Annotated in this window: 15 protein-coding genes and 3 pseudogenes; 7 read left to right on the top strand and 11 right to left on the bottom strand. The window is 62.7% G+C overall.

The window, feature by feature from the left end:
- Positions 1–9: 9 nt before the first annotated feature.
- The 4 genes from sufD to N0Q91_RS08845 form a co-directional block, all read right to left on the bottom strand.
- On the bottom strand, positions 10–1287 hold the full coding sequence (gene sufD, locus N0Q91_RS08860) for a Fe-S cluster assembly protein SufD (RefSeq protein ID WP_275597874.1): 1278 nt from the start codon (positions 1285–1287) through the stop codon (positions 10–12).
- Positions 1288–1309: 22 nt separating this feature from the next.
- Entirely contained in the window at positions 1310–2065 is a 756-nt protein-coding gene (gene sufC, locus N0Q91_RS08855) for a Fe-S cluster assembly ATPase SufC (protein ID WP_003531483.1), read from the bottom strand.
- A gap of 77 nt (positions 2066–2142) precedes the next feature.
- Positions 2143–3612, bottom strand: coding sequence for a Fe-S cluster assembly protein SufB (gene sufB / locus N0Q91_RS08850; protein ID WP_003531481.1), 1470 nt, complete (start codon positions 3610–3612; stop codon positions 2143–2145).
- 154 nt (positions 3613–3766) lie between these two features.
- Entirely contained in the window at positions 3767–4933 is a 1167-nt protein-coding gene (locus tag N0Q91_RS08845; protein ID WP_275597873.1) for a cysteine desulfurase family protein, read from the bottom strand.
- A 217-nt stretch (positions 4934–5150) separates the two neighbouring features.
- Here N0Q91_RS08845 and N0Q91_RS08840 point away from each other — a divergent pair, with 217 nt between their 5' ends.
- Positions 5151–5828: an alpha/beta hydrolase gene (locus N0Q91_RS08840; protein WP_018095045.1), complete on the top strand. Its 678-nt coding sequence runs from the start codon at positions 5151–5153 to the stop codon at positions 5826–5828.
- A 457-nt stretch (positions 5829–6285) separates the two neighbouring features.
- On the opposite strand, the gene N0Q91_RS08835 is transcribed toward N0Q91_RS08840, so the two are convergent.
- Positions 6286–7488 (bottom strand): GGDEF domain-containing protein, encoded by a 1203-nt coding sequence (locus N0Q91_RS08835; RefSeq protein ID WP_275597872.1) that lies wholly within the window; start codon positions 7486–7488, stop codon positions 6286–6288.
- 87 nt (positions 7489–7575) lie between these two features.
- Positions 7576–8724, bottom strand: coding sequence for an anhydro-N-acetylmuramic acid kinase (locus N0Q91_RS08830; protein ID WP_275597871.1), 1149 nt, complete (start codon positions 8722–8724; stop codon positions 7576–7578).
- A 144-nt stretch (positions 8725–8868) separates the two neighbouring features.
- On the opposite strand from N0Q91_RS08830, the gene tyrS reads away from it, so the two are divergent.
- Complete coding sequence (gene tyrS, locus N0Q91_RS08825) at positions 8869–10122, top strand: tyrosine--tRNA ligase (protein WP_275597870.1); 1254 nt, start codon at positions 8869–8871, stop codon at positions 10120–10122.
- A gap of 50 nt (positions 10123–10172) precedes the next feature.
- On the opposite strand, the pseudogene N0Q91_RS08820 reads toward tyrS, so the two are convergent.
- Positions 10173–13590, bottom strand: a pseudogene (locus N0Q91_RS08820) (YhdP family protein).
- A gap of 385 nt (positions 13591–13975) precedes the next feature.
- On the opposite strand from N0Q91_RS08820, the gene N0Q91_RS08815 reads away from it, so the two are divergent.
- From N0Q91_RS08815 to N0Q91_RS08795, 5 genes and pseudogenes are all read left to right on the top strand, one after another.
- Entirely contained in the window at positions 13976–14443 is a 468-nt protein-coding gene (locus tag N0Q91_RS08815) for a peroxiredoxin (protein WP_275597869.1), read from the top strand.
- A 17-nt stretch (positions 14444–14460) separates the two neighbouring features.
- Positions 14461–15289: pseudogene (locus N0Q91_RS08810) on the top strand (ferritin-like domain-containing protein).
- A gap of 122 nt (positions 15290–15411) precedes the next feature.
- Positions 15412–16737 (top strand): M23 family metallopeptidase, encoded by a 1326-nt coding sequence (locus N0Q91_RS08805; RefSeq protein WP_275597868.1) that lies wholly within the window; start codon positions 15412–15414, stop codon positions 16735–16737.
- A gap of 199 nt (positions 16738–16936) precedes the next feature.
- Complete coding sequence (locus N0Q91_RS08800) at positions 16937–18436, top strand: DEAD/DEAH box helicase (protein WP_100673166.1); 1500 nt, start codon at positions 16937–16939, stop codon at positions 18434–18436.
- 10 nt (positions 18437–18446) lie between these two features.
- On the top strand, positions 18447–18854 hold the full coding sequence (locus N0Q91_RS08795) for an NUDIX hydrolase (protein WP_100673165.1): 408 nt from the start codon (positions 18447–18449) through the stop codon (positions 18852–18854).
- A 15-nt stretch (positions 18855–18869) separates the two neighbouring features.
- Here N0Q91_RS08795 and N0Q91_RS08790 read toward each other — a convergent pair whose 3' ends face one another.
- The 4 genes and pseudogenes from N0Q91_RS08790 to N0Q91_RS08775 form a co-directional block, all read right to left on the bottom strand.
- Positions 18870–19187, bottom strand: coding sequence for a TfoX/Sxy family protein (locus N0Q91_RS08790; RefSeq protein WP_100673164.1), 318 nt, complete (start codon positions 19185–19187; stop codon positions 18870–18872).
- A gap of 3 nt (positions 19188–19190) precedes the next feature.
- The gene (locus N0Q91_RS08785; protein ID WP_275597867.1) at positions 19191–20807 is read right to left on the bottom strand and encodes an NTP transferase domain-containing protein; all 1617 of its coding nucleotides are present in this window, start codon (positions 20805–20807) and stop codon (positions 19191–19193) included.
- A pseudogene (locus N0Q91_RS08780) lies at positions 20804–21510 on the bottom strand (XdhC family protein). Before N0Q91_RS08780 ends, N0Q91_RS08785 begins: the two are co-directional and overlap by 4 nt.
- A gap of 3 nt (positions 21511–21513) precedes the next feature.
- Positions 21514–21846 (bottom strand): XdhC family protein, encoded by a 333-nt coding sequence (locus N0Q91_RS08775; RefSeq protein ID WP_018095058.1) that lies wholly within the window; start codon positions 21844–21846, stop codon positions 21514–21516.
- Positions 21847–21866 lie beyond the last annotated feature (20 nt).

Genomic DNA, 21866 nt, shown 5'->3' with positions numbered 1-21866 from the left:
TCTATCCAATCAGGCGTGCTTTTCGAGCCAGGCCGCGACTATGCCTTCCAGCGCCTCGACCAGTGCCTCGTCGTCTTCCAGTTCCTCGACGATCTCGGCGACGAAAGCATTGACGAGCATGGCGCGCGCCTTGTTTTCCGGAATGCCGCGAGCGAGAAGGTAAAAGAGCTGCGTGTGATCAATATCGATGACCGTTGCACCGTGGCCGCACTGCACGTCATCTGCAAAGATTTCGAGTTCCGGCTTCGCAGAGAAATCCGCGTCGTCGGACAAGAGCAGCGTGTTGCACGACATTTTGGCGTCGGTCTTCTGCGCGTCCTGTGCGACCAGGATCTTGCCCTGAAACACGCCCTTCGCCCGATCGAAGACGACGTTGCGGATGATCTCGCTCGACGTCGTGTGCGGCACGTTGTGGCTCAGCGTGAACGTCAGATCCGTGTGGCTGTCCCCGCCGAGCAGGTTGATGCCGCGCAGCGTCAGGTCGGAGCCCTCGCCGCTCGCACGGCCATGCAGTTCCTGACGGACCAGCTTGCCGCCGGCGTTGATGACGAAGAGGTGCAGCTTCGCGTCCTTGCCGAGATCGAAGCGGATCTGGCCGAGATGCGTGTCCGCCGGACCCTGCTGCTGCAGGATGATCCAGATCACGTCGGCGCCGTCTGCGAGCGTCACGTCGCTTACCGAGGAAACGAAGCTCGGCTCCGCATTCGTCGAAAGATGGCGTTCGATTACGGTCGCTTTCGCGCCGGCGCCGAAGGAGACCGGAAAGCGCGTATGCGCCTGACCATGACTCTGAACCACCTGGATTTCGATCGGAGCTTCGATCTGCGCGCCGGCGGCGACGGTGATTTCCAGTCCGCCGCGCACGAGGCCGCCATTGATCCGGCCGATCGCATCATCCGAGCCGAGCACGGAGAGCCCGGCTACCGCCGAGCCATCGAGCAGGCTCTCGGTATAGGAGCGAGTGGTCAGCTCTTCGGGAACGCTCTTGATATCCGCCTGGCCGTTGCGCACGGACAGAACAGACGAGCCCGGGACGACCGGCTCGACGCGGTCGGCAAAGGCGGCCGGATCGGCCGCCGGCACCGCCCGCAGCAGCGTACGCAGGTCGGTATAGTGCCAGGCTTCGACGCGGCGCGTCGGCAGACCTGCCGTCTTCAACTCGTGAACCAGCGTGTCGCGAAGCGACAGCACAGCCCCGTCGCCCGGCAGATCACCGATCTGCGCCGTATAGGCATCGACGAGCGCCGTTTCGGCCGCCGTCATCTTAATGGCCTGTTGCATATTCATTCGAACACTCCTTCGACAGGCGTCAGGCTGCCGCCTCGATGATATCCGCGTAGCCGTTGGCCTCGAGTTCGTGCGCCAGCGTCTTGTCGCCGGACTTGATGACCTGGCCCTTGTAGAGCACATGGACGGTGTCCGGAACGATGTAGTTGAGCAGGCGCTGGTAGTGCGTAATGACGACGACAGCGCGATCAGGCGAGCGCAGTGCGTTGACGCCATCGGCAACGATCTTCAGCGCATCGATGTCGAGGCCGGAGTCGGTCTCGTCGAGAACGCAGAGCTTCGGCTCGAGCAGAGCCATCTGCAGGATTTCCGCGCGCTTCTTCTCGCCGCCCGAGAAGCCGACATTGAGCGGACGGCGCAGCATTTCGGGCGCGATCTTCAGCTCGGCGGCAGCTTCCTTGACGCGGCGCATGAATTCCGGCGTCGTCAGTTCCTCTTCGCCGCGGTATTTGCGCTGTTCGTTCATCGCCACCTTCAGGAACTGCATGGTGGCGACACCCGGGATCTCGACCGGATACTGGAAGGCGAGGAAGATGCCCTTCGCGGCTCGCTCCGAAGCGTCGAGCTCCAGGATGCTTTCGCCGTTATAAAGAATGTCGCCTTCGGTCACTTCATAATCTTCGCGCCCCGACAGGATGTAGGAGAGCGTCGACTTGCCGGAACCGTTCGGCCCCATGATGGCCGCGACTTCGCCGGCCTTCACGGTCAGGTTCAGGCCGCGGATGATCTCTGTGCCGTCCTCGGCGATGCGTGCGTGCAGGTTCTTGATTTCAAGCATGTGTGTTCGTCCTCTTGGGAAACGAAATCTTCTATCGCGCACAAATTCCGTGCGCCGGTTCGGTATTCGGACGGGCCTTAGCCCACGGAGCCTTCGAGCGAGATGCCGATCAGCTTCTGTGCCTCGACGGCGAATTCCATCGGCAATTCCTGGATAACTTCCTTGACGAAGCCGTTGACGATCAGAGCGATCGCCGCCTCTTCCGGAATGCCGCGCTGCAGGCAGTAGAAAAGCTGGTCCTCGGAAATCTTGGACGTCGTCGCCTCGTGCTCGAACTGCGCAGTCGAATTCTTCGCCTCGATATAGGGCACCGTGTGCGCACCGCACCGATCGCCGATCAGAAGCGAATCGCACTGGGTGAAGTTGCGGGCGTTCTCGGCCTTGCGGTGCGCCGAGACCTGACCGCGATAGGTGTTTTCCGAAACACCGGCTGCAATGCCCTTGGAGATGATGCGGCTCGACGTGTTCTTGCCGAGGTGGATCATCTTCGTGCCCGAGTCGATCTGCTGGTGACCATTGGAAACCGCGATCGAGTAGAACTCGCCACGCGAACCGTCGCCGCGCAGGATGCAGGACGGATATTTCCAGGTGATCGCCGACCCGGTCTCGACCTGGGTCCAGGAGATCTTCGAGTTCTTGCCGCGGCAATCGCCACGCTTGGTCACGAAATTATAGATGCCGCCCTTGCCCTGCTTGTCGCCAGGATACCAGTTCTGCACCGTCGAGTACTTGATTTCGGCATCGTCGAGCGCAATCAGTTCGACCACTGCCGCATGAAGCTGGTTCTCGTCGCGTTGCGGCGCCGTGCAGCCTTCGAGATAGGAGACATAGGCGCCTTCGTCGGCGATGATGAGCGTACGCTCGAACTGGCCCGTGTTCTTCTCGTTGATGCGGAAATAGGTCGAAAGCTCCATCGGGCACCGAACGCCCTTCGGCACATAGACGAAGGAGCCGTCGGTGAAGACCGCTGAGTTCAGCGTCGCATAGAAGTTATCCGACTGCGGCACCACCGTACCGAGATACTTCCGCACGAGGTCCGGATGCTCCCGCATCGCCTCGGAGATCGACATGAAGATGACGCCGGCCTTCTTCAACTCTTCCTTGAAGGTGGTGACGACGGAGACCGAATCGAACACCGCATCGACGGCGATCTTCGACTTCTCGACGCCGGCGAGAATTTCCTGTTCCTTCAGCGGAATGCCGAGCTTCTCGTAGACCTTGAGGAGTTCCGGGTCGACCTCGTCGAGCGACTTCGGCCCGGTGGTGCCCTTCGGCGCCGCGTAATAATGGATGTCGTTGAAGTCGATCTTCGGATAGCGGACGCGCGCCCAGGTCGGCTCCTCCATGGTCTGCCAGCGGCGATAAGCCTCCAGGCGCCATTCGAGCATCCATTCCGGTTCGTTCTTCTTGGACGAGATCAGGCGGATGATATCCTCGGACAGCCCCTTCGGAGCAAGGTCCATCTCGATCGTCGTCTCGAAGCCGTATTTATACTGGTCCACGTCGATCTGGCGGACCTGATCAATGGTTTCCTGCACGGCAGGCATGTCGTTCTCCAATCTCGCCGGATCCAAGGTCCGGCAGCTTGTCAATACGATGCAAGTATTCGCGCACCGCTTATGTAATGGCTAAAAGGCGCTTTTCACCCCATTTGCCAAGCGGAAAATTGCTTTTCCGCAATTTCATTCAATGCTCTCCGCTTCACGCCGCCTGTCCGGCCGAGCGGCGCCGCGCCGCCACTTTCGCGAATGCTGCCGCGCAGCGCTCGATTTCCGCTTGCGTCGTCGCCTCGCCGATCGAAATCCTGAGCGCACCCTGGCGGGGATCGTAGCCCATGGCGGTCAGGACGTGACTTTGCCCGACCTTCCCGGACGAGCAGGCCGAGCCTGCCGACAAGGCGACGCCCTCGAGATCGAAAGCGATTTGTCCGGTCTCGGCCTTCAGCCCCGGAAGCGTGAAGAAGCATGTATTTGCCAGGCGGGGCTCGTCGCGCCCGTGGATCACCACATCGGGGGCGCAGGACTGCATTTCCGCCTCGAGGCCGTCGCGCAGCGCGGCTATGGCGGCCATGCGCCCGTCGATATTCCCAGCCGCGGCGCGTGCTGCAGCCGCAAAGCCCGCAAGCGCGGCTGCATTCTCGGTCCCCGAACGGTGGCCCCTTTCCTGTCCGCCGCCGCGAATCAGTGGAGAAGGCATCATGATCTCGCCGCGGGCGACGAGTGCGCCCGCCCCCTTTGGGCCGCCGATCTTGTGCGACGACAGGATCAGAAAGTCAGCACCGAGCGATGAGATCGAAAGCGGCAGACGGCCGGCCGCCTGGACCGCATCGGCGACCAGGATACCGCCATGTGCGCGCACGATCGCCGCAACCTCGGCGACCGGCTGAATGATGCCCGTTTCGTTATTGGCAAGCATGACGGCCACCATCGGCAGACCGGTCTCACGGTCATGGGCCTGAAGCAGATCGTCGAGCGCTGCGCAGTCGACGATCCCGGCATTTGTCACCGGTATCTCGCAAGCATCCTCGCGCGCGAAACGCCCGCCCTCGCGCACGGCCGGATGCTCGATCGCCGAAACATAGAGCTTGCCTGCCTTGAGCGGCGTGCGCCCCATGCGCAACTGCGGCGTCAGCACCATGTTCGCCGCTTCCGTCGCGCCGCTGGTAAAGACGACCGCTGCGGGTTGCGCGCCGCACAGAGTGGCAACATCGCGTCTGGCGCTCTCGACAAGAGCGCGCACCGCACGCCCTTCGCCGTGGACCGAAGAGGGATTGCCGAGCTGATCGAGCGCGTACAGGAGCGCCTCGCGCGCTTCCGGCAGAAGCGGCGCCGTGGCGTTCCAGTCCATGTAGATGCGCGATCCCGACATCGATTCCTTCGCTAGGCTGCTGCGACCGCTTCGAACGGCCCGTTGCATTTTCCTTGAATTTTCCGCGCCGCTTGCCTTAAGAGACGAAGCTTATGCGGAGGTCCGCACCAAAGTTTTGAACGGTTCTAAAGTAGGTTCTAGAAAAGCTGACTGGTTTAGTCAAGACAGATCGGCACCAAGAACGACGGAATTGAACCAAAGCACTCCCGGAGAGCCAATGCCCGAAATCATTTTCAACGGACCGGCCGGTCGCCTTGAGGGCCGCTATCAGCCTTCGAAGCAGAAGAGCGCACCGATTGCGATCATCCTGCATCCGCACCCGCAGTTCGGGGGCACGATGAACAATCAGATCGTGTACCAGCTCTTCTACATGTTCCAGAAGCGCGGCTTCACCACCTTGCGCTTCAATTTTCGGGGCATCGGCCGCAGCCAGGGCGAATTCGACCATGGTGCCGGTGAGCTTTCCGATGCCGCGTCCGCGCTCGACTGGGTACAGAGCCTGCACCCCGATTCCAAGAGCTGCTGGGTCGCCGGCTACTCGTTCGGCGCCTGGATCGGCATGCAGCTGCTGATGCGGCGTCCGGAAATCGAGGGCTTCATGGCGGTGGCACCGCAGCCGAACATCTACGATTTCTCCTTCCTGGCGCCCTGCCCCTCTTCCGGTCTGATCATCAACGGCGATTCCGACAAGGTCGCGCCGGAAAAGGACGTCAATGGGCTCGTCGAGAAGCTCAAGACGCAGAAGGGCATCCTGATCACGCATAAGACGGTACCGGGCGCCAACCACTTCTTCAACGGCCAGGTCGAGACCCTCATGGCCGAATGCGAAGACTATCTCGACCGCCGGCTCAACGGCGAACTGGTACCCGAGCCCGCGGCAAAACGCATCCGCTGAACCGCACCATTCCATGAGGCAGCCCGGGAATCCTGCACGTTTCCCGGGCTGTCGCTTGCCGTGCGTCTAGTGCCTGTTTGAGATTCATTTTGAGTTTATGACGGCTGCGAGATGGATAATGGCGTTGAAGCTCGGGTCGGTTTTGTCGGCACGCATGGCAATGCGCTTGAATTCCTTGAGTACCGAGCGCGCTGTTCCGTTGATCGTAGCCGATCAATGGCAAAAAGATGCAGCAACTCAAAGTGCTACAGCGACCTTTGCGCGTCTGATAAGACGCGCGGCGCTGTAGGAAAATTTTTCGGAGGACTGCAATCTCTCCTCGCCTCATCCCTGTGCTTGACACAGGGATCCAGCAGCGCCGCGTCTGCGGCGCGGAAGAGCCTTTTCAGCCCAAGGACTTGGTCTGGCTGGATTCCTGTGACAAGCACAGGAATGAGGGACCGGGGATGTGCGGCCCCTACAACTTTCGCTTGATCCACTGGGAAACAGCGGGGGTCACGACACGCGCGGACGGCTCTGCGGATTCGACACGATTGCGCCCCGCGGCTTTGGCAGCGTACAGCGCCTTATCCGCCCTCTGTAGCGCCGTTTCCAGCGGCTCTCCCGGTTCGATCGCCGCCACACCGAAGCTTGCGGTGATCGTCGCCGTCTCCGGGAGCCCGGGGATAGGCGTTGAGGCGGTGGCGGCACGCATTCCCTGAGCAACGACACGCGCATCGCTCAGGCTCACGCCGGGAAGAAACACCGCAAACTCCTCGCCGCCGAGGCGTGCCGCCGCAGCACGGCTGGGCATGAGTTCGAGAAGCACACGCGCGAACTGGCGGATTACCTCGTCGCCCGTGTGGTGGCCATAGGTGTCGTTGACGCCTTTGAACCGGTCGAGATCCGTAAGGATCAGCGCGCCCGGACCCTCGGCGTTGCGGGTCGGCAACAAAGGGGCGACGCGCTCGATGAAGCCGCGCCGGTTCAGGAGACCCGAAAGGGCGTCGGTCTCGGAGCTGGCGCGTGCCTTGTCAATGATGTCCTTGACCATGACGCCCAACATCGCGACGCCGGTCCCGACGATCAGCGCGGCGCCGAACGCCTGCGAAATCAAGGCGAAGGGGCTCTGAAGATAGTCCGAAGCCGTGGCGCCCGCCCCCGCGGCGACGGCCGCATAGATCTTGACGAGGAAATGGAGCGCATTCATCGCGAGGAAGCCAATTAGGATCCAGTCCGCGTAGGAGCGGCGCCGGGAACGGATAACCGCGGCTGCGGTCCAGGCCTGGATGAGGAAGAACGGCGCCTGGTAGAAGAAGGCGTGCCGCAACGTTCCGCGCGGAAGATCGTAGATAAACAGATCGAGGATTACCGAAGCGGCGAAGAAAGCCGCAAGGGCCCACGGCTTTGACGGTACGCCATAAAAGAGCCCGAGGCCGAAACGCAGGAGACAAAAGCCGGCAAGGACACTTGCGAAAGCCCCGACGGCGAAGAGCTTGGGTACAGGCGTAAACGGCAGAACGGCTTCACAAATCGCAGCCAGAGAGGCTATGGCAAATCCAGCGGCGCACCAGGCTGCCGGCCGCCCCGGACGTCGTTTCGCGGCGATGACGAGAAAAGCCGCCGCGAATATCTGGGCAATGACGAAATTCACCGCCAGAAGTGAAAGTGCACCACCCATCGAAGTTCCGAAAGTCCTTCCGCGGTCAACGAGCCCACGGCTCTCCGCTGTCGTGGCGTAGATTAGCGAAGGCGCGCGAAGAAATCATTAAGCCGACTCGGCTTGTGCGGGTTTTGCGGCCTGCCGACCTCCGCTTACCGGGCGGCTGACGCCGGTCGTCCCCGGATAGGTCAAAGGCAATCCGTACCGCGATCTCACGGCGAGGTAGGCCCAGGCCTCCGCTTCCATCGAATCCCCGTTGAGACCCGCCGCTTCCGCGGCAAGCACGCGCGCGCCCTCCGCTTCCGCAAGCGCGCGAAGGTCGCTCATGATTACGGAGTTCAGGCGGCCGCCGCCGCAGACAACGTAGGTTGCCGGACTTGCCGGAAGATGGCGCGCGGACCGGACGATGCCGGCAGCCGTCACATGAGCGAGGGTACGCGCGCCATCCTCGAGGCTGGCATCGCTTGCCGCCGGAGGCGCGAAGTCGTTACGGTCGAGCGAGCGGCGTTTCTCAGCACTGAAGAACGGGTGAGAAAGATAACGGTCGGCGAGTTCCGGCAGGACGCCGCCCTCGCTCGCGATCATGCCGCCCTGATCGTAGGGAATGCCGGCGTGAGCCTCTACCCACTGATCGATCAGCGTATTGCCGGGTCCGCTGTCATAAGCGACGATTTCTTCGCCTGCGCCTATGTAGGTGAGATTGGAAATGCCGCCGATATTGACGAAGACGACGGGAGTGGCGAACGCCCCGATCTCGGAGAGACCGCGCGCCAGGGCGGCGTGATAGGCGGGAATGAGTGGCGCGCCCTGGCCTCCATTGGCCATGTCATTGGCCCGCATGTCATAGACCACGTCGAGCCCGGTCTCCCGCGCCAGCAGATCGCCATCGCCAAGCTGTACCGTCAAGGCTTGGTCAGGGCGATGCAGGACGGTTTGACCGTGAAAACCTATTACATCAACATTATCGGGTAAAATATTGTTTTCATGCAGAAACATCCGGACGGCCAGTGCGTGCCGCAGCGTCAGGTCGCGCTCAAGGTCTGCGAGAGTACCCGGCCGCTCTTCTCGTTTGACAATCGACCGGGCATCTTCGAGGCCCTGTTTCAGGCGTTCCCGGAACTGCGGATCATAGGTATATCCGGCGGACGGGCCGCGATCGACGATGGTGTCACCGTCCGTTCGCACGACTGCGATATCTATGCCGTCCATGCTCGTGCCGCTCATCAGGCCGATCGCCGCCAATACCTTGCCCATGCATTATCCTCCGCCGAACGCGCGCCGCTTCCTACCCGCGTCTGCGTTCATAGCAAAACACCCGCCAAGCAAAAACGTGCACTTTCGAAGAAACAGTGATAAAGGCCCGGCGCACACGTTCTACCCAGCCGAAAGAGACAGGTTATGTCCGAGTTCAAGTCCGATTTCCTTCATACTCTCAGCGAACGCGGTTTCATCCATCAGACATCGGATGATGCCGGCCTCGACCAGCTGTTCCGGACGGAAACCGTGACCGCCTATATCGGCTTCGACCCCACGGCTGCGAGCCTGCACGCCGGCGGGCTCATTCAGATCATGATGCTGCACTGGCTGCAGGCGACCGGACACCGTCCTATTTCGCTGATGGGCGGCGGCACGGGCATGGTCGGCGACCCGTCCTTCAAGGACGAGGCGCGGCAACTGATGACGCCCGAAACGATTGCCGCCAACATAGCGAGCATCAAGACGGTCTTTTCGAACTACCTGAGATACGGCGACGGCCCCAGGGACGCGCTGATGATCAACAATGCCGACTGGCTGCTCGGCATCAACTACCTCGAATTTCTGCGCGACGTCGGCCGGCATTTCTCGGTGAACCGCATGCTGTCTTTCGACAGCGTCAAGATGCGGCTCGAGCGCGAGCAGTCGCTGTCCTTCCTTGAATTCAACTACATGATCCTGCAGGCCTACGACTTCGTCGAGCTTTACGAGCGCACCGGATGCCGGCTCCAGATGGGCGGTTCGGATCAGTGGGGCAACATCGTCAATGGCATCGATCTCGGCCACCGGATGGGAACGCCGCAGCTCTACGCCCTCACCTCGCCGCTGCTGACCACGGCCTCCGGCGCGAAAATGGGCAAGTCCTTGAGCGGTGCCGTGTGGCTCAATCCGGATATGCTCGGACCCTACGAGTTCTGGCAGTACTGGCGAAACACCGAGGACGCCGACGTCGCCCGCTTCCTCAAACTCTACACGACGCTGCCGATGGCTGAAATCGACCGGCTGTCGAAGCTCGGCGGTTCCGAGATCAACGAGGTCAAAAAGGTTCTGGCAACCGAGGTCACCGCCATGCTGCATGGGCGGGCGGCGGCGGAGCAGGCCGCCGAGACGGCGCGCAAGACCTTCGAGGAAGGTGCGCTTGCCGAGAACCTGCCCTCGGTCGAGGTCCCGGCTCCCGAACTCGAATCGGGGCTTGGCCTGCTGACGCTTCTGGTCCGCGCCGGTCTGGCCGCTTCGAACGGCGAGGCGCGCCGCCATGTTCAGGGCGGCGCCGTCCGGATCAATGACGATCAGGTCAGCGACGAACGCCGCATCATCGGAAGCGGCGACGTGACCGGCGACGGCGTCATCAAGCTCTCGCTCGGCAAGAAGAAGCACCTGCTCGTTCGGCCCGTGTGAGCGGGTGACAAGGCAATGGGAACCTGAGGCCGGCCGCAGCGCCGGCCTTTTTATTGAAACTCGAAAATGTTGCGGAAGACGCCCGGCGCTATGATCGACAGCGGGTTGATCGTCAGATTCGGCTGGCTGAACGGACCGGTGAGTTTGAACGTGATGCCGAGCAGACCGCGGTCACGGCCATTTCCGAGCAGGACACCGATCAGCGGCAGCTCACCGAAGAGCCGGTTCAATCCATAGGCCGGCATGAACGTTCCCGTCATGTCCATGCGGCCGTTGGAGTCGCGGACGGTACCCTGGAACGTCGCGCCGACGTCGACGCCGCGGACGACCCCACTGCCGACGCGGATCGCGCCCTGATCCAGCAGGAGTTGCGCGTAACCACGCTCGAACTGAGCCGTACTCACATCGATATCGCGCCGGACCGCCTCATTGAGGCTGCGCCCGTCCTGCCCCGCCCGTGTCGAGACCATCGATTGCAGCCTCTGCTCCCCGACGAGCGAGAACTTGCGGATATCCACGGTCCCACGCCAGGAATTTGCCCCGCGATCACGCAGTCGCAGATTGAGGAGGCCGCCGCGCATATTGCGATAGATATCGATGAAGCGCGCGAAAGCCCCGGCATCGCTTGTCGTCAGTTCCAGTGTGTTGTCCGCCCCGGCCTTCACCAGTCTGGCGACGACGGCCTGACCGCTTGCAGTCAATGCAGAAAGATCGACATCGTCGATCTGCTGGCCGCGGCTCGAATAGGCCAGGTTTACATTCGAGAGCACTTCGCCGTTAAAGCCGGTAACCCGATCGAGCCGCGCATTGATCTTCACATTGCCCGACCCTTTCGACCCCGATCCGCTCTTCACGCGGGCGAGCGCCGGCCGGATGTCAGCCGCAGTGCCGGTCAGGTCCACCGAATAGCCTCCATTGCTGCGCCCGACCGTGACGGCGAAATCGTCTCCGCTTGCGAGGCGCACGCCGCGCAGCCGCGCCGCTGCAAGACCCGATTCGTCGACGCGCAATTCGCCGGTGCCGCCAAAACCCTCACCGGTGAGCCGGAGGTCGTTTATTTCCGTGATGCTGCCGACGGGCCGGATTGTGAACGCCGCCTGTGCGGCGATGCCCGCCCCCTTGCTCCAGCCGATCCAGGGAAGCGACAGGACGGCCTTGCCGAGGTCGGCCTTCACCGCCTGACTGCCGTCTTCCGCAAGCGATACGTCGATGCCGACGGGCCCCTTTACGATGCCGGACAGCGCCGGGGCGATTTTCGCCCGCGCCGCATCGTCGAGCGTCCCCGAGATTTCTCGCGTTCTCGTCACACCGGCCGAGCCGTCCACCGGTTCGGTGAGCGCGACACGCATCTTCGCACCGTCGATGAGGGCATTCGCCTGAAGCACCGCACGCTCGTTGTCGATCCGCATCTTACCGTCGAGATTGGCGATCGATCGTCCCGCTATGGGCCGCTTTATCGTGACGTCCTCAAGCTGCATTTCCACCTGCCACAGCGGTGGCGGCGGCATCTGGTCGGATATGAGGCCAAACCGCGCGCCCACCAGCGCCGTCATAGGTCCGGCGAAATCCTCCGGCGCGAAAGGCGTCTTCTGAAGGGCCTGGATGGGCTTGTAGCGAACGAGCTCCGCTATCGCGTCCGCCTGTCCGGCGACCTCGATCTTCATTTCCGCCATCAGCGGCTTCTCATAGACGTCGGCGATAACGAAATCCCCGCCGTTCAAGGCGACGGACCGCCCGGACGGGAAAAAGGCGGCGCCCTTCCGGACGGCAACGGACATGCGCTCGCCGCTCAGGCTGAAGTGCCCGGCCGTGTCGCGCAGCGGCGGGATCTCACCGGCGATGTTGATGCGCGTCTCGTCGATGGCGAAGTTGATGTTGAGCTCCTTTTCGTCGAGCCTCAACTCACCGCCGCTGCTGGCGATGCGCCCCTCTGGTATCGAGACCTCGATGCGTGCATCGCTCACCGTCCCGCCGAAGAGATTGCCGATCGCCCAGCGGCGAGCCCCCTTCGCGAGCCACCATGGCCACAGCTGCTTCACCGCCCGGGCATGCAGCCTGTCGCTGAGTGCGGCGAAACTGATCCTTGGCGACGTCTTGCCGAAGGCGACCGAGAGCGAGCCCGCCATGGAACCGAGCGGGCTCGATATTGCCAGCTGATCGAAGATCAGCCGGTGCGCGTCGGACTCGAATCGGCCGCTCGCCTTGGCGTCAAAGGCAAGCGGCCGCTCCTGAATGTCTTCGGGATCGGAACTGGCGTTCTTGAGCAGAAGATCGACCGCAAAGCCCTTGCGATCGGCGCCGGCGATCTTGTCGAGGTCGATCAGGGCGCCGGTAAAAGGGAAGCTCGAACGGCCGATCCTGATCATCGACGATAGAATTTCGACGGAGGCCCGCTCGAAATCGTAGGAGAGGTTCAGGTCAGAGGAATTGAGAGTCGAGACGAGACCGCCGGCGTGGAATGAGCCCTTGGAAGTCTTGACGGTTGCCGTAAGTGCAGGCTTCCTGCCGTCCGTCGCGCGAGACGCGTTGAGCGTCACATCGGCGGTGGTCTCGATGCCGAAGGCCTCCTCCCTGGCCGATTTCCCGTGATAGAGGAACGGCGAGAGCGAGAGCGCGTCGAGGCGGGCCTCGAAGGCAGCAATGCGCCCATTGTTGCCGAGAGCCTTTGCCGTCAGCAGCGACTCTGTCCCATCGACTGCGATCGTACCGGCAACGCGCATCGAACTGTCCGGATCGTGGCTGAATTCCAGCGTCTTGATCTCGACGGGAACAACGCGCCCCCGGACGCCGCTGACTTTCAGGCTGAAATCCGAGAGCACGACGGTCTGCGTCGCCCGCCCCGCGGTCAACCGTGACATCCGGTCGCCCTGCGCGAACAGCTCCTCAAGCGCGTTACCCACATCTGCGATGCGGATGGCGGTGAGATCGATCGGCTCGCCGCGCGGCAAGAGGCCGGTGTCGAGTTCGCCTCCTTCCGCTTCGAGCCTTGAGACGTCGATGCGGCCGGTCGCCAGCGCGAAGGGATCGAGGGCGATCGAGATCGCACCGAGCTTGGCGAGGTGCCGGCCCGAACCGCTCTCCTTCAGAAGTCACGCCGCGCGCCTTGAGCGCAATTGCGCCGCCGCCTGTCAAGCGGATGACTGTGCTTTCGACATCGGCGCGGTAACCCTGGCCGAGCGCGGCGTTGAGCGCGTTGCGTGCCCGGGCATTCAACGGTCCGTCGACGACCCCGCTTTCTATGATGGCGACGAGCGAAGCAACGGCGATGAAGACAAGGAGGGAACAGCACAGGAAAAGCCGTGCGCAGAAGCGCCACGCCCCGCCCGGGCGGGGCGTGTGCACAATGACCGGGTCGTGCGCCTGGGCCGAGGGCAACGCGTGCAGCGCGACGATGTCCTCTCTGCGAAAGTCGACTTTTTCGCCGCGGATTTCAGTCATCGGCCCGAGCGTCCGACCTGATCGCCCCATTGCGTGTTTCCCATCGGGCCGCTGCCACGTGAGCGATGGCCGGGTCTTTCATTCGCCCCATTTAGATCGATACTCGTCCAACCAAATCAACATGCTTCGCCTCTCGCGGGAGCGAGTGGACTAGCCATTTCCCCTTTCGCGCAAGATCGCTTGTGGCATTGAGCCAGCACGATTTCACCTCCACTCGAATCCGAGTTAAAGGATCATACAGTAGCTACGAAGCCGTCCGGCACCTGTCAAATCTACCACAACTCTTCTGGACGGACTTCGGCGATCTCCGATATGCCTCAAGCGCACTGCATTCGATCCCGAAGACGCTGCACGATTTTGGGACATGCATTAACCGCGGAATGCCCACAAAACGTGACGTAAGAAAGGTTTGATCATGGCAGGATTGGGACAAGGCGATATCGCCCCGGAATTCGAACTCCCTCGTGATGGCGGCGGTTCGATCTCGCTCGCTGCGCTGCGCGGAAAGCCGATCGTTCTGTTCTTCTACCCGAAGGACGATACCAAAGCCTGCACGGAGGAGGCTATCGCCTTCTCGGCTCTGCAGAAGGAATTCCAGGAAGCGGGGATTGCGCTCGTCGGCATATCGCCCGATTCGGCCAAGAGCCACGATCGTTTTACCAAGAAATACGACCTTACGGTCGCCCTTGGCGCCGACGAGGACAAGGCTGTAGCAAACGCCTACGGCGTGTGGGTCGAGAAGAGCATGTACGGCCGCAAATACATGGGCGTCGAGCGGACCACCTTCCTGATCGATCGGCAGGGCGTGATCAGCCGCGTCTGGGAAAAGGTCAAAGTCCCCGGCCACGCCGACGAGGTTCTGGCCGCCGCAAAGGCGCTTTGAGCAGATACGGCAAGACCATGACGCGACTTCCGCAATTCCACAGCCTGCGCGGCGCCGCCGTCGAAGCGATCCGTGCCGCCGATCTTGCCGTCAAGACCGAACTTGCGCAGGAGGCGGCGCGGCGCTGGCAGGCGCGAACGCTGTCCCTGCGCTCGCCTTTGGACCGCGCCGTGCCCGAACGGCCCGGCCGCCCGGAAAGACCCGTTCTGACGCCACCGACCCAGGTCAAGCGGCGCTCGCTCGGCTCGCTGAAAGGGCGCATCGCTCTGCTGCACGCCATCGCCCACATCGAACTGAACGCCGTTGATCTGGCCCTCGACATCATCGCACGCTTTGCATCCGAGCCGGTGCCGAATTCCTTCTTCGACGGTTGGATGCAGGTTGCCTTCGAAGAGGCCAAGCATTTTCGCATGGTACGGCAAAGGCTGAACGACCTCGGCGCAGATTATGGCGACCTTCCCGCCCATGACGGCCTCTGGCAGGCGGCGCACGACACGCGCAACGACCTGACCGCCCGCCTGGCCGTCGTTCCGCTGATTCTCGAAGCCCGTGGCCTTGATGTGACTTCCGGCACTGCGTGCGAAGATGCGGGAGACCGGCGACGATGAGAGCGCTGCCGTCCTCGACGTCATCTACGAAGACGAGAAGGGCCACGTCGCGGTCGGAGCGAAATGGTTCCGCTTTCTCTGCGCCCGGCAGAAGAAGGACCCCGCCGCCACCTTTCAAACGCTCGTGCGGGCGAATTTCCGGGGACCGCTCAAACCCCCGTTCAACGACATTGCCCGGGCGGAGGCGGGATTGACCCCCTCCTTCTACCGATCGATGACCGCCTCCACCAACATCTGAGATAGCGTCTCGCACACACGCTTTATTAACCCTAACAAAGTGTAATTGCCGTCGAGCAACGCGAACTACGGCGCAGCGCGTCTACTGACGCGCAACTGGGGCGCATCGGCGGGGGTGATGTGGTGTCTGTTGGTTCGGTAAACGCCTTCGGCAAACGCAGGCAAAGTCACGTCCTGATCCTGGCGAGCGGCGACAGGGTCCGGCACATGACTGTCCGCCCATGGATGACGACCCTGGCCATCTGTTTCCTGGGAATGTTCGGCACAGGATATCTCGCCGCAACCACGTATCTGGTGCTTCGCGACGACCTGATCGGCGGAACGATCGCACGGCAGGCGCGCATGCAGCATGAATACGAGGACCGGATCGCTGCACTGCGAGCGCAGGTGGACCGTGTCACGAGCCGGCAATTGCTGGATCAGCAGGTTGTCGAGCAGAAGGTCGAGAAGCTTCTGCAGCGGCAGCTGGCACTGACCTCGAGAAGCGGCCAGTTCGGCGCACTCCCGGAAAACGGTACGGCCCTTGATCATGCCGGACAGCAAAACACTCTGCCGGCGACGGAACCGCTGGCCTATGACGGGCGCGCAGAAGCTCGGAGCGGCGTCAAGGCCATCGAGACGATCATGGGTATTGCCGGCAAGGATGATGACCGGCCTCCCCGCTCCGCCGTACTCGGCTATGCACCCGTCTCCTCCGGGAATGTGGATGGCGAAAGCGCTTCCGACCGAACCGACCGGGTGTTTTCCAATGTTACGCTTTCGCTTAAGGGCGTGGAGCGCGAACAGATGGCGCATCTCCGGCAGATGACGGACAGCGCACTAAGGACGTCCGCGACGATCAGGGCGATCGTGGAGGATACCGGTTTCACGCTTCCCGCAGCCGACGAAGCGCTCGCCAAGGATACGGTCGCGGAAGCCGGTGTCGGCGGTCCCTTCGTCGAACCGCAGGACGGAGACGTATTCGATCGGTTCCTGGTCGGTCTCGATACTGCTCTCCTGGAGCTCGAGCAGACCCGTGACGCAGCAAAAAGACTTCCTCTCGCCAGCCCGGCGCCGGCAGCCGATGTCTCCAGCGGCTTCGGAAATCGCCTGGATCCGTTTCTCGGCCGGCCGGCGCTGCACGCGGGGACGGACTTTCGCGCACCGACCGGCACGCGAGTCCGCGCGACCGCCGATGGCACCGTAACGGCTGCGGGTTCTGCGGGCGGCTATGGAAACATGATCGAAATCGATCACGGCAACGGCGTCTCGACCCGCTATGCACATCTGTCGGCCATCCTGGTCGATGTCGGAGATGTGGTGAAGGCAGACGCGGTCATTGCCAAGTCGGGAAGTACCGGACGGTCGACGGGACCGCATCTTCACTACGAGGTTCGCCTGAACGGGCACGCCGTCGATCCGGCGCGCTTCCTGAGGGCCGGAACGGAGCTCGCCGGCTATCTCGATTGACAATGGGCGTGCGGGCCGCTACCTCTCCCGCGCCTGACGCGAAAAGCATGAGAATCGGGTGGATTCAACTTCCAGTGTTTCAACGTGCTGGATTTCTTGACTTTCGGCGCCTTTGGTCGTATGAGCGCCGCCACATGCTGCTGCATTTTCCAACGATCGATCAGAGTTCATCAGAACCGGAACGGAAACAGTTTCCCCTTTGACCAATTTCGCTGACCTTGGCCTGAGCCAGAAAGTTCTCTCCGCAGTTACCGATGCGGGCTACACGATACCGACACCGATCCAGGTCGGTGCCATCCCGCCGGCGCTTCAGCGCCGCGACATTCTCGGCATCGCCCAGACCGGAACCGGCAAGACCGCATCCTTCGTGCTGCCGATGCTGACCCTTCTGGAAAAGGGACGCGCACGCGCACGCATGCCGCGTACGCTGATCCTCGAGCCGACGCGCGAACTCGCTGCGCAGGTTGCAGAGAACTTCGACAAATACGGCAAGAATCACAAGCTCAACATCGCGCTTCTGATCGGTGGAGTTTCCTTCGACGAGCAGGACCGCAAGCTCGAGCGTGGCGCTGATGTGCTGATCTGCACGCCCGGCCGCCTGCTCGACCATTGCGAGCGCGGCAAGCTTCTGATGACCGGGGTCGAGATCCTCGTCATCGACGAGGCCGACCGCATGCTCGACATGGGCTTCATTCCCGACATCGAGCGAATCGCGAAGCTCATTCCCTTCACGCGCCAGACCTTGTTCTTCTCCGCGACCATGCCGCCCGAAATCCAGAAGCTTGCGGATCGCTTCCTGCAGAATCCGGAGCGGCTCGAGGTGGCGCGCCGGTCCTCGACGGCCATAACCGTTACGCAGCGTTTCGTAGCCGCACACGGCAAGGATTACGAGAAGCGCGCGGTGCTTCGTGAACTCATTCGGTCCCAGGAGGACCTGAAGAACGCGATCATCTTCTGCAATCGCAAGAAGGATGTCGCCGAACTCTTCCGCTCGCTCGATCGCCATGGCTTTTCGGTCGGCGCGCTGCACGGCGACATGGATCAGCGTTCACGCATGGCCATGCTCGCCAATTTCAAGGACGGCAACATCAAGCTTCTGGTCGCCTCCGACGTCGCGGCGCGAGGGCTCGACATTCCCGACGTCAGCCATGTCTTCAATTTCGACGTGCCGATCCACGCTGAAGACTATGTCCACCGCATCGGCCGAACGGGCCGTGCTGGCCGCTCCGGCGCCGCTTTCACGATCATCACAAAGCGCGAGACGAAGTTTTCCGATGCCATCGAGAAACTGATCGGCCAGAAGGTCGAATGGTTCAACGGCGACCTTTCGGAATTGCCCGAGCCGATGGAGAGCCACGACAGCCGTCGCGACCGCGGCAGCGACGGGCGCAAGGATCGGAAGAGGGAGCGTCCCGGCAAGGTTCACGCCGATCGCAAACCTGTCACGGCTTCAGGCAATAATACAGAAGAACTCGAAACAGTCCCGGAAAGGGTCGACGCGGTGAAGATCGAACGCAATGCCGACAGCAAGGATCGTCATAACGGCCGTAGCGACCGTCCCGGCCGCGCGCAGAATGCAGCCAATGACGACAATCGCGACCGTCGCCAGCGCAACCGCCGCGATCATGACGACGGTCCGACGCCGGTCGGTTTCGGTGACGACATTCCGGCCTTCATGCTGATCATGGGCAAGGCCTGATTCTCCGCTGATGGCACTGCCCGGTATCGATTTCCCCGGTCTCGGCTGCGGTCTGGCAATCCTGCGGGATGGAAAGATCCTCCTTTGCCGACGCCTGAAGGCGCCGGAAGCCGGTCACTGGAGCATCGTCGGCGGTAAAGTCGATCATATGGAGCTCGCGCAGGATGCGGCCCGACGCGAGGCGGAGGAGGAAAGTGGCCTTTCCATCCATTCGACCCGCTTTCTATGCATCAGCGAACAGATGATCGAAGCCGATCGGCAACATTGGATCTCGCTGATCTATGTAACGGAAAATTTTTCCGGCGAGCCGCGTCTCACCGAGCCGGACAAGCTCTCCGACATCCGCTGGTTCGACCTGACCGCCCTGCCCCAGCCTCTCTCCCGATTTGCGGCTGATGCGGTGCGGGCGCTCGCCTGAACCCCGCCACTCACCCTACTTTTTCGCCCTGAGCGCGGCCGCATAGGCAAGTCCAACCCAGCGCGCCATTTCATCCGGGTCGTCCCAAGCCGGCTCGGGGATGCTCCAATAGGGCATTTTCACCGGCTTGCCCTTGCCTTCATAGGTCCACTGCCGCGCGCCTGCTTCCTCGAGCGCCGGCGCCGATTCGGCATCGCCCTTCAAAAGAATTTCGCCGTTCACTTCCAACGCAAGAATGATGCCGTCGAAATAGATGCCCTTGCCGCCGAACATGCGGCGAATCTTGACCGGGCCGAGTGTTTCGAAAATCTCCTCGATTGCCGCATTGTCCATCGCTCAATCCCTCAATAGCCCGCCGGCAGCCACTATCGCCTCCGGCGTGTCGAGATCAAGACGCGCCGCAGCACCGAGTTCGACGTCGATCACCGGCAAGCCGCAGCGCTCGACGATGTGCCTCGCCCCGACGTCGCCGACGAGCTGACGGACGGCATGGAAGGTCTCCTTCGGCAGAATGACCGGGTTGCCGCGCTGCCCGTCGGCGACGGCACGCACCACGGCACGGCCGGATTCGGATTCAAAGGCAGCGATCAACTTCGCCAGGTGTGCCGAAGTGATGCCCGGCATGTCGGCAAGCATGACGAGCATCCCGCCGGCGTCGGCATCGAGGGCGGAGAGACCCGCAATCAGCGAAGCCGCCATCCCGCTCGGGTAATCGGGGTTCGAGACGAATGTGGCCTGCAGCCCCGCGAGTGCCGCCCGGATCTCCGCCTCCCGATGCCCTGTTACCACGATCACTCTGCCCGGAGCCGCGGCGATGGCGGTTTCCACCGACCGGCGCACGAGCGGCATGCCCTCGAACTCCGCAAGCAGCTTGTGGCGGCCATCCGGCCCCATCCGGCTCGCCTGGCCGGCTGCGAGCACCACGATCCAGACGGGACCCGGCCGCTTGCCGCCGGTGCCTTCCCGAGGCTGCGGACGCGTCGGGATTTCCTTGAGCAATCCGCCGACGCCGAGCCCGGTAATGTCGGCATTGCTCGGCCACTCGCCCGCGATCAATCGATCGAGAATCCAGTCGAAGCCGTTTTCTCGCGGGCTTCGTGCACATCCGGGAGCACCCAGGACCGGAATATCCCCTAGCCGCCCGAGCACGAGCAGATTGCCCGGGTCGACCGGCATTCCGACGTGTTCTACGACGCCGCCCGCGCGCCGGATGGCGGCAGGGATCACATCGTCCGGATCAGCCACGGCCGAAGCGCCGAAGACGATGATCAGGTCGTGCGAAACGGCAGCGTCCGAGATCGCGGCGGCGACCGCTTCGGTGGTGTGGGCCACGCGTTGCTCGCTATCGAGGCGGCTGCCGGATTGCAGGAGCCTTGCGGTGAGAACGGCGCGCGTCTTGTCCATCACCTGGCCCTTCAACGAAGGCAGCTCGGTCGCCACCAGGGCCGCGCGCCGCGGCGTGAACGGCTTGACTTCGAAGGCCAGATCCGCCCGAAGCAGTGCCTGCGCTCGCTCCACGAGCGCTTGCTGTACCGCCAGCGGGATGATCTTGATCGTAGCCACCATGTCGCCCGCGTCGACGGCAACATGATCGGCAAGGCAGGCGAGCGTGATCGCCGGATCTATACGGTTCAGCTGATCGACAACGGCGCGATTGGCAACGAAAAGACCGGCAACGGTAGCATAGACGTTGACCCGGCCCGTGGCAGCCCGCGAGAATCGCAGATGATCCGGGGCGATCGCCGCAGCTATGCGCGCCGCGGCTTCGTCCTCCGCCAGATCGTCCGGCTCGAGCCTCGCGACAATGATCTCCGTAAGATCCGCTTCGGCAAGTGCCGCGACATCGTCGGCGCTCAGGCGATGCCCCTTCGCCAGTTTCATTGTGCCGATCTTTACCGAATGGCCCAGGAGAGCGCCTTCGGCATCGGCAAGCCGCACGGGTCCGAACCTCACTTGGCCCCCTCCACCGGCAGGTTCACGTCGCGACGCCGCAACGCCCCGATGATTTCCGCCAGCACGGCAACCGCAATCTCGGCCGGGCTCGCGGCACCTATATCGAGGCCGATCGGGGCCTTGATACGTGCGATCGCCTCCCCCTGCACCCCTTGCGCCTGCAGGCGTTCGGTCCGAGCCGCATGGGTTTTGCGGCTGCCAAGCGCGCCGACATAGAAGCATCCCGCTTCCAGCGCCGCCCTGATCGGATAGTCATCGATCTTCGGATCATGCGTGAGAGCGGCGACTGCCGTATAGCGGTCGAGCGGTCGAGCGGGCAGAACGTCTTCGGGCCAGTCTGCAAGAAGCTCGACGCTATGGAAACGCTCGGCCGTTGCAAAGGCGGTACGCGGATCGATGACCGCCATGTCGAACCCTGCGACCGGCGCCAGATGCGCCAATGCCTGCGAAATGTGAACCGCGCCGATCGCGACGATACGTGGGGGCGGCAGATGAACGTTGATGAAAAACGCCCTTTCCTCGACCTTCAGAAGACGGGGCCGGCCCGAGTGCAGCGCTTCGGAGACGGGCGCGGCCCATTCGGGGGAATGCGATCGCCTTCGACAAAAGCGTGACTGCTGCCGTCCGAAAGATCCCCGACGACGACGGCGGCGCGCCGCGACGCACGGGCGAGATTGAGGGTCTGCAGTGTGCTCAGTTCCATCGTTCAGCCGTCAATTCGTTCGACATAGACGCGGATCCGGCCACCGCAGGAAAGGCCGACGCGCCAAGCCGTCTCATCGGCCACTCCGAATTCGAGAACCCGCGGCGTACCGGACGCAATCACCTCGGCCGCCTCCGCAATAACCGCGCCCTCGACGCAGCCGCCGGAAACGGAACCCTGAAAATTGCCTTCGCCGTCGATCACCAGATGGCTGCCGACGGGACGGGGCGCGGAACCCCAGGTTTCGATCACGGTCGCGAGAGCCACGGAGCGACCTTGGCCGTGCCAGGTCTCGGCCACCTCCAGAGGATCGAGGATGTTCGGCTCGTTCTGCATGCTGCAACTCCGAAAATTGC

The organism is Sinorhizobium prairiense (genome assembly GCF_029201645.2).
GTDB classification, from domain to species: domain Bacteria; phylum Pseudomonadota; class Alphaproteobacteria; order Rhizobiales; family Rhizobiaceae; genus Sinorhizobium; species Sinorhizobium meliloti_A.
This window is presented reverse-complemented; position numbering and strand designations above follow the sequence as displayed.

Excerpts from the sequence above, each read along its gene's own strand:
- sufD (WP_275597874.1), bottom strand. The coding sequence starts at position 1,287 with ATGAATATGCAACAGGCCATTAAGATGACGGCGGCCGAAACGGCGCTC.
- sufC (WP_003531483.1), bottom strand. The coding sequence starts at position 2,065 with ATGCTTGAAATCAAGAACCTGCACGCACGCATCGCCGAGGACGGCACA.
- sufB (WP_003531481.1), bottom strand. The coding sequence starts at position 3,612 with ATGCCTGCCGTGCAGGAAACCATTGATCAGGTCCGCCAGATCGACGTG.
- N0Q91_RS08845 (WP_275597873.1), bottom strand. The coding sequence starts at position 4,933 with ATGTCGGGATCGCGCATCTACATGGACTGGAACGCCACGGCGCCGCTT.
- N0Q91_RS08840 (WP_018095045.1), top strand. The coding sequence starts at position 5,151 with ATGCCCGAAATCATTTTCAACGGACCGGCCGGTCGCCTTGAGGGCCGC.
- N0Q91_RS08835 (WP_275597872.1), bottom strand. The coding sequence starts at position 7,488 with ATGGGTGGTGCACTTTCACTTCTGGCGGTGAATTTCGTCATTGCCCAG.
- N0Q91_RS08830 (WP_275597871.1), bottom strand. The coding sequence starts at position 8,724 with ATGGGCAAGGTATTGGCGGCGATCGGCCTGATGAGCGGCACGAGCATG.
- tyrS (WP_275597870.1), top strand. The coding sequence starts at position 8,869 with ATGTCCGAGTTCAAGTCCGATTTCCTTCATACTCTCAGCGAACGCGGT.
- N0Q91_RS08815 (WP_275597869.1), top strand. The coding sequence starts at position 13,976 with ATGGCAGGATTGGGACAAGGCGATATCGCCCCGGAATTCGAACTCCCT.
- N0Q91_RS08795 (WP_100673165.1), top strand. The coding sequence starts at position 18,447 with ATGGCACTGCCCGGTATCGATTTCCCCGGTCTCGGCTGCGGTCTGGCA.
- N0Q91_RS08790 (WP_100673164.1), bottom strand. The coding sequence starts at position 19,187 with ATGGACAATGCGGCAATCGAGGAGATTTTCGAAACACTCGGCCCGGTC.
- N0Q91_RS08775 (WP_018095058.1), bottom strand. The coding sequence starts at position 21,846 with ATGCAGAACGAGCCGAACATCCTCGATCCTCTGGAGGTGGCCGAGACC.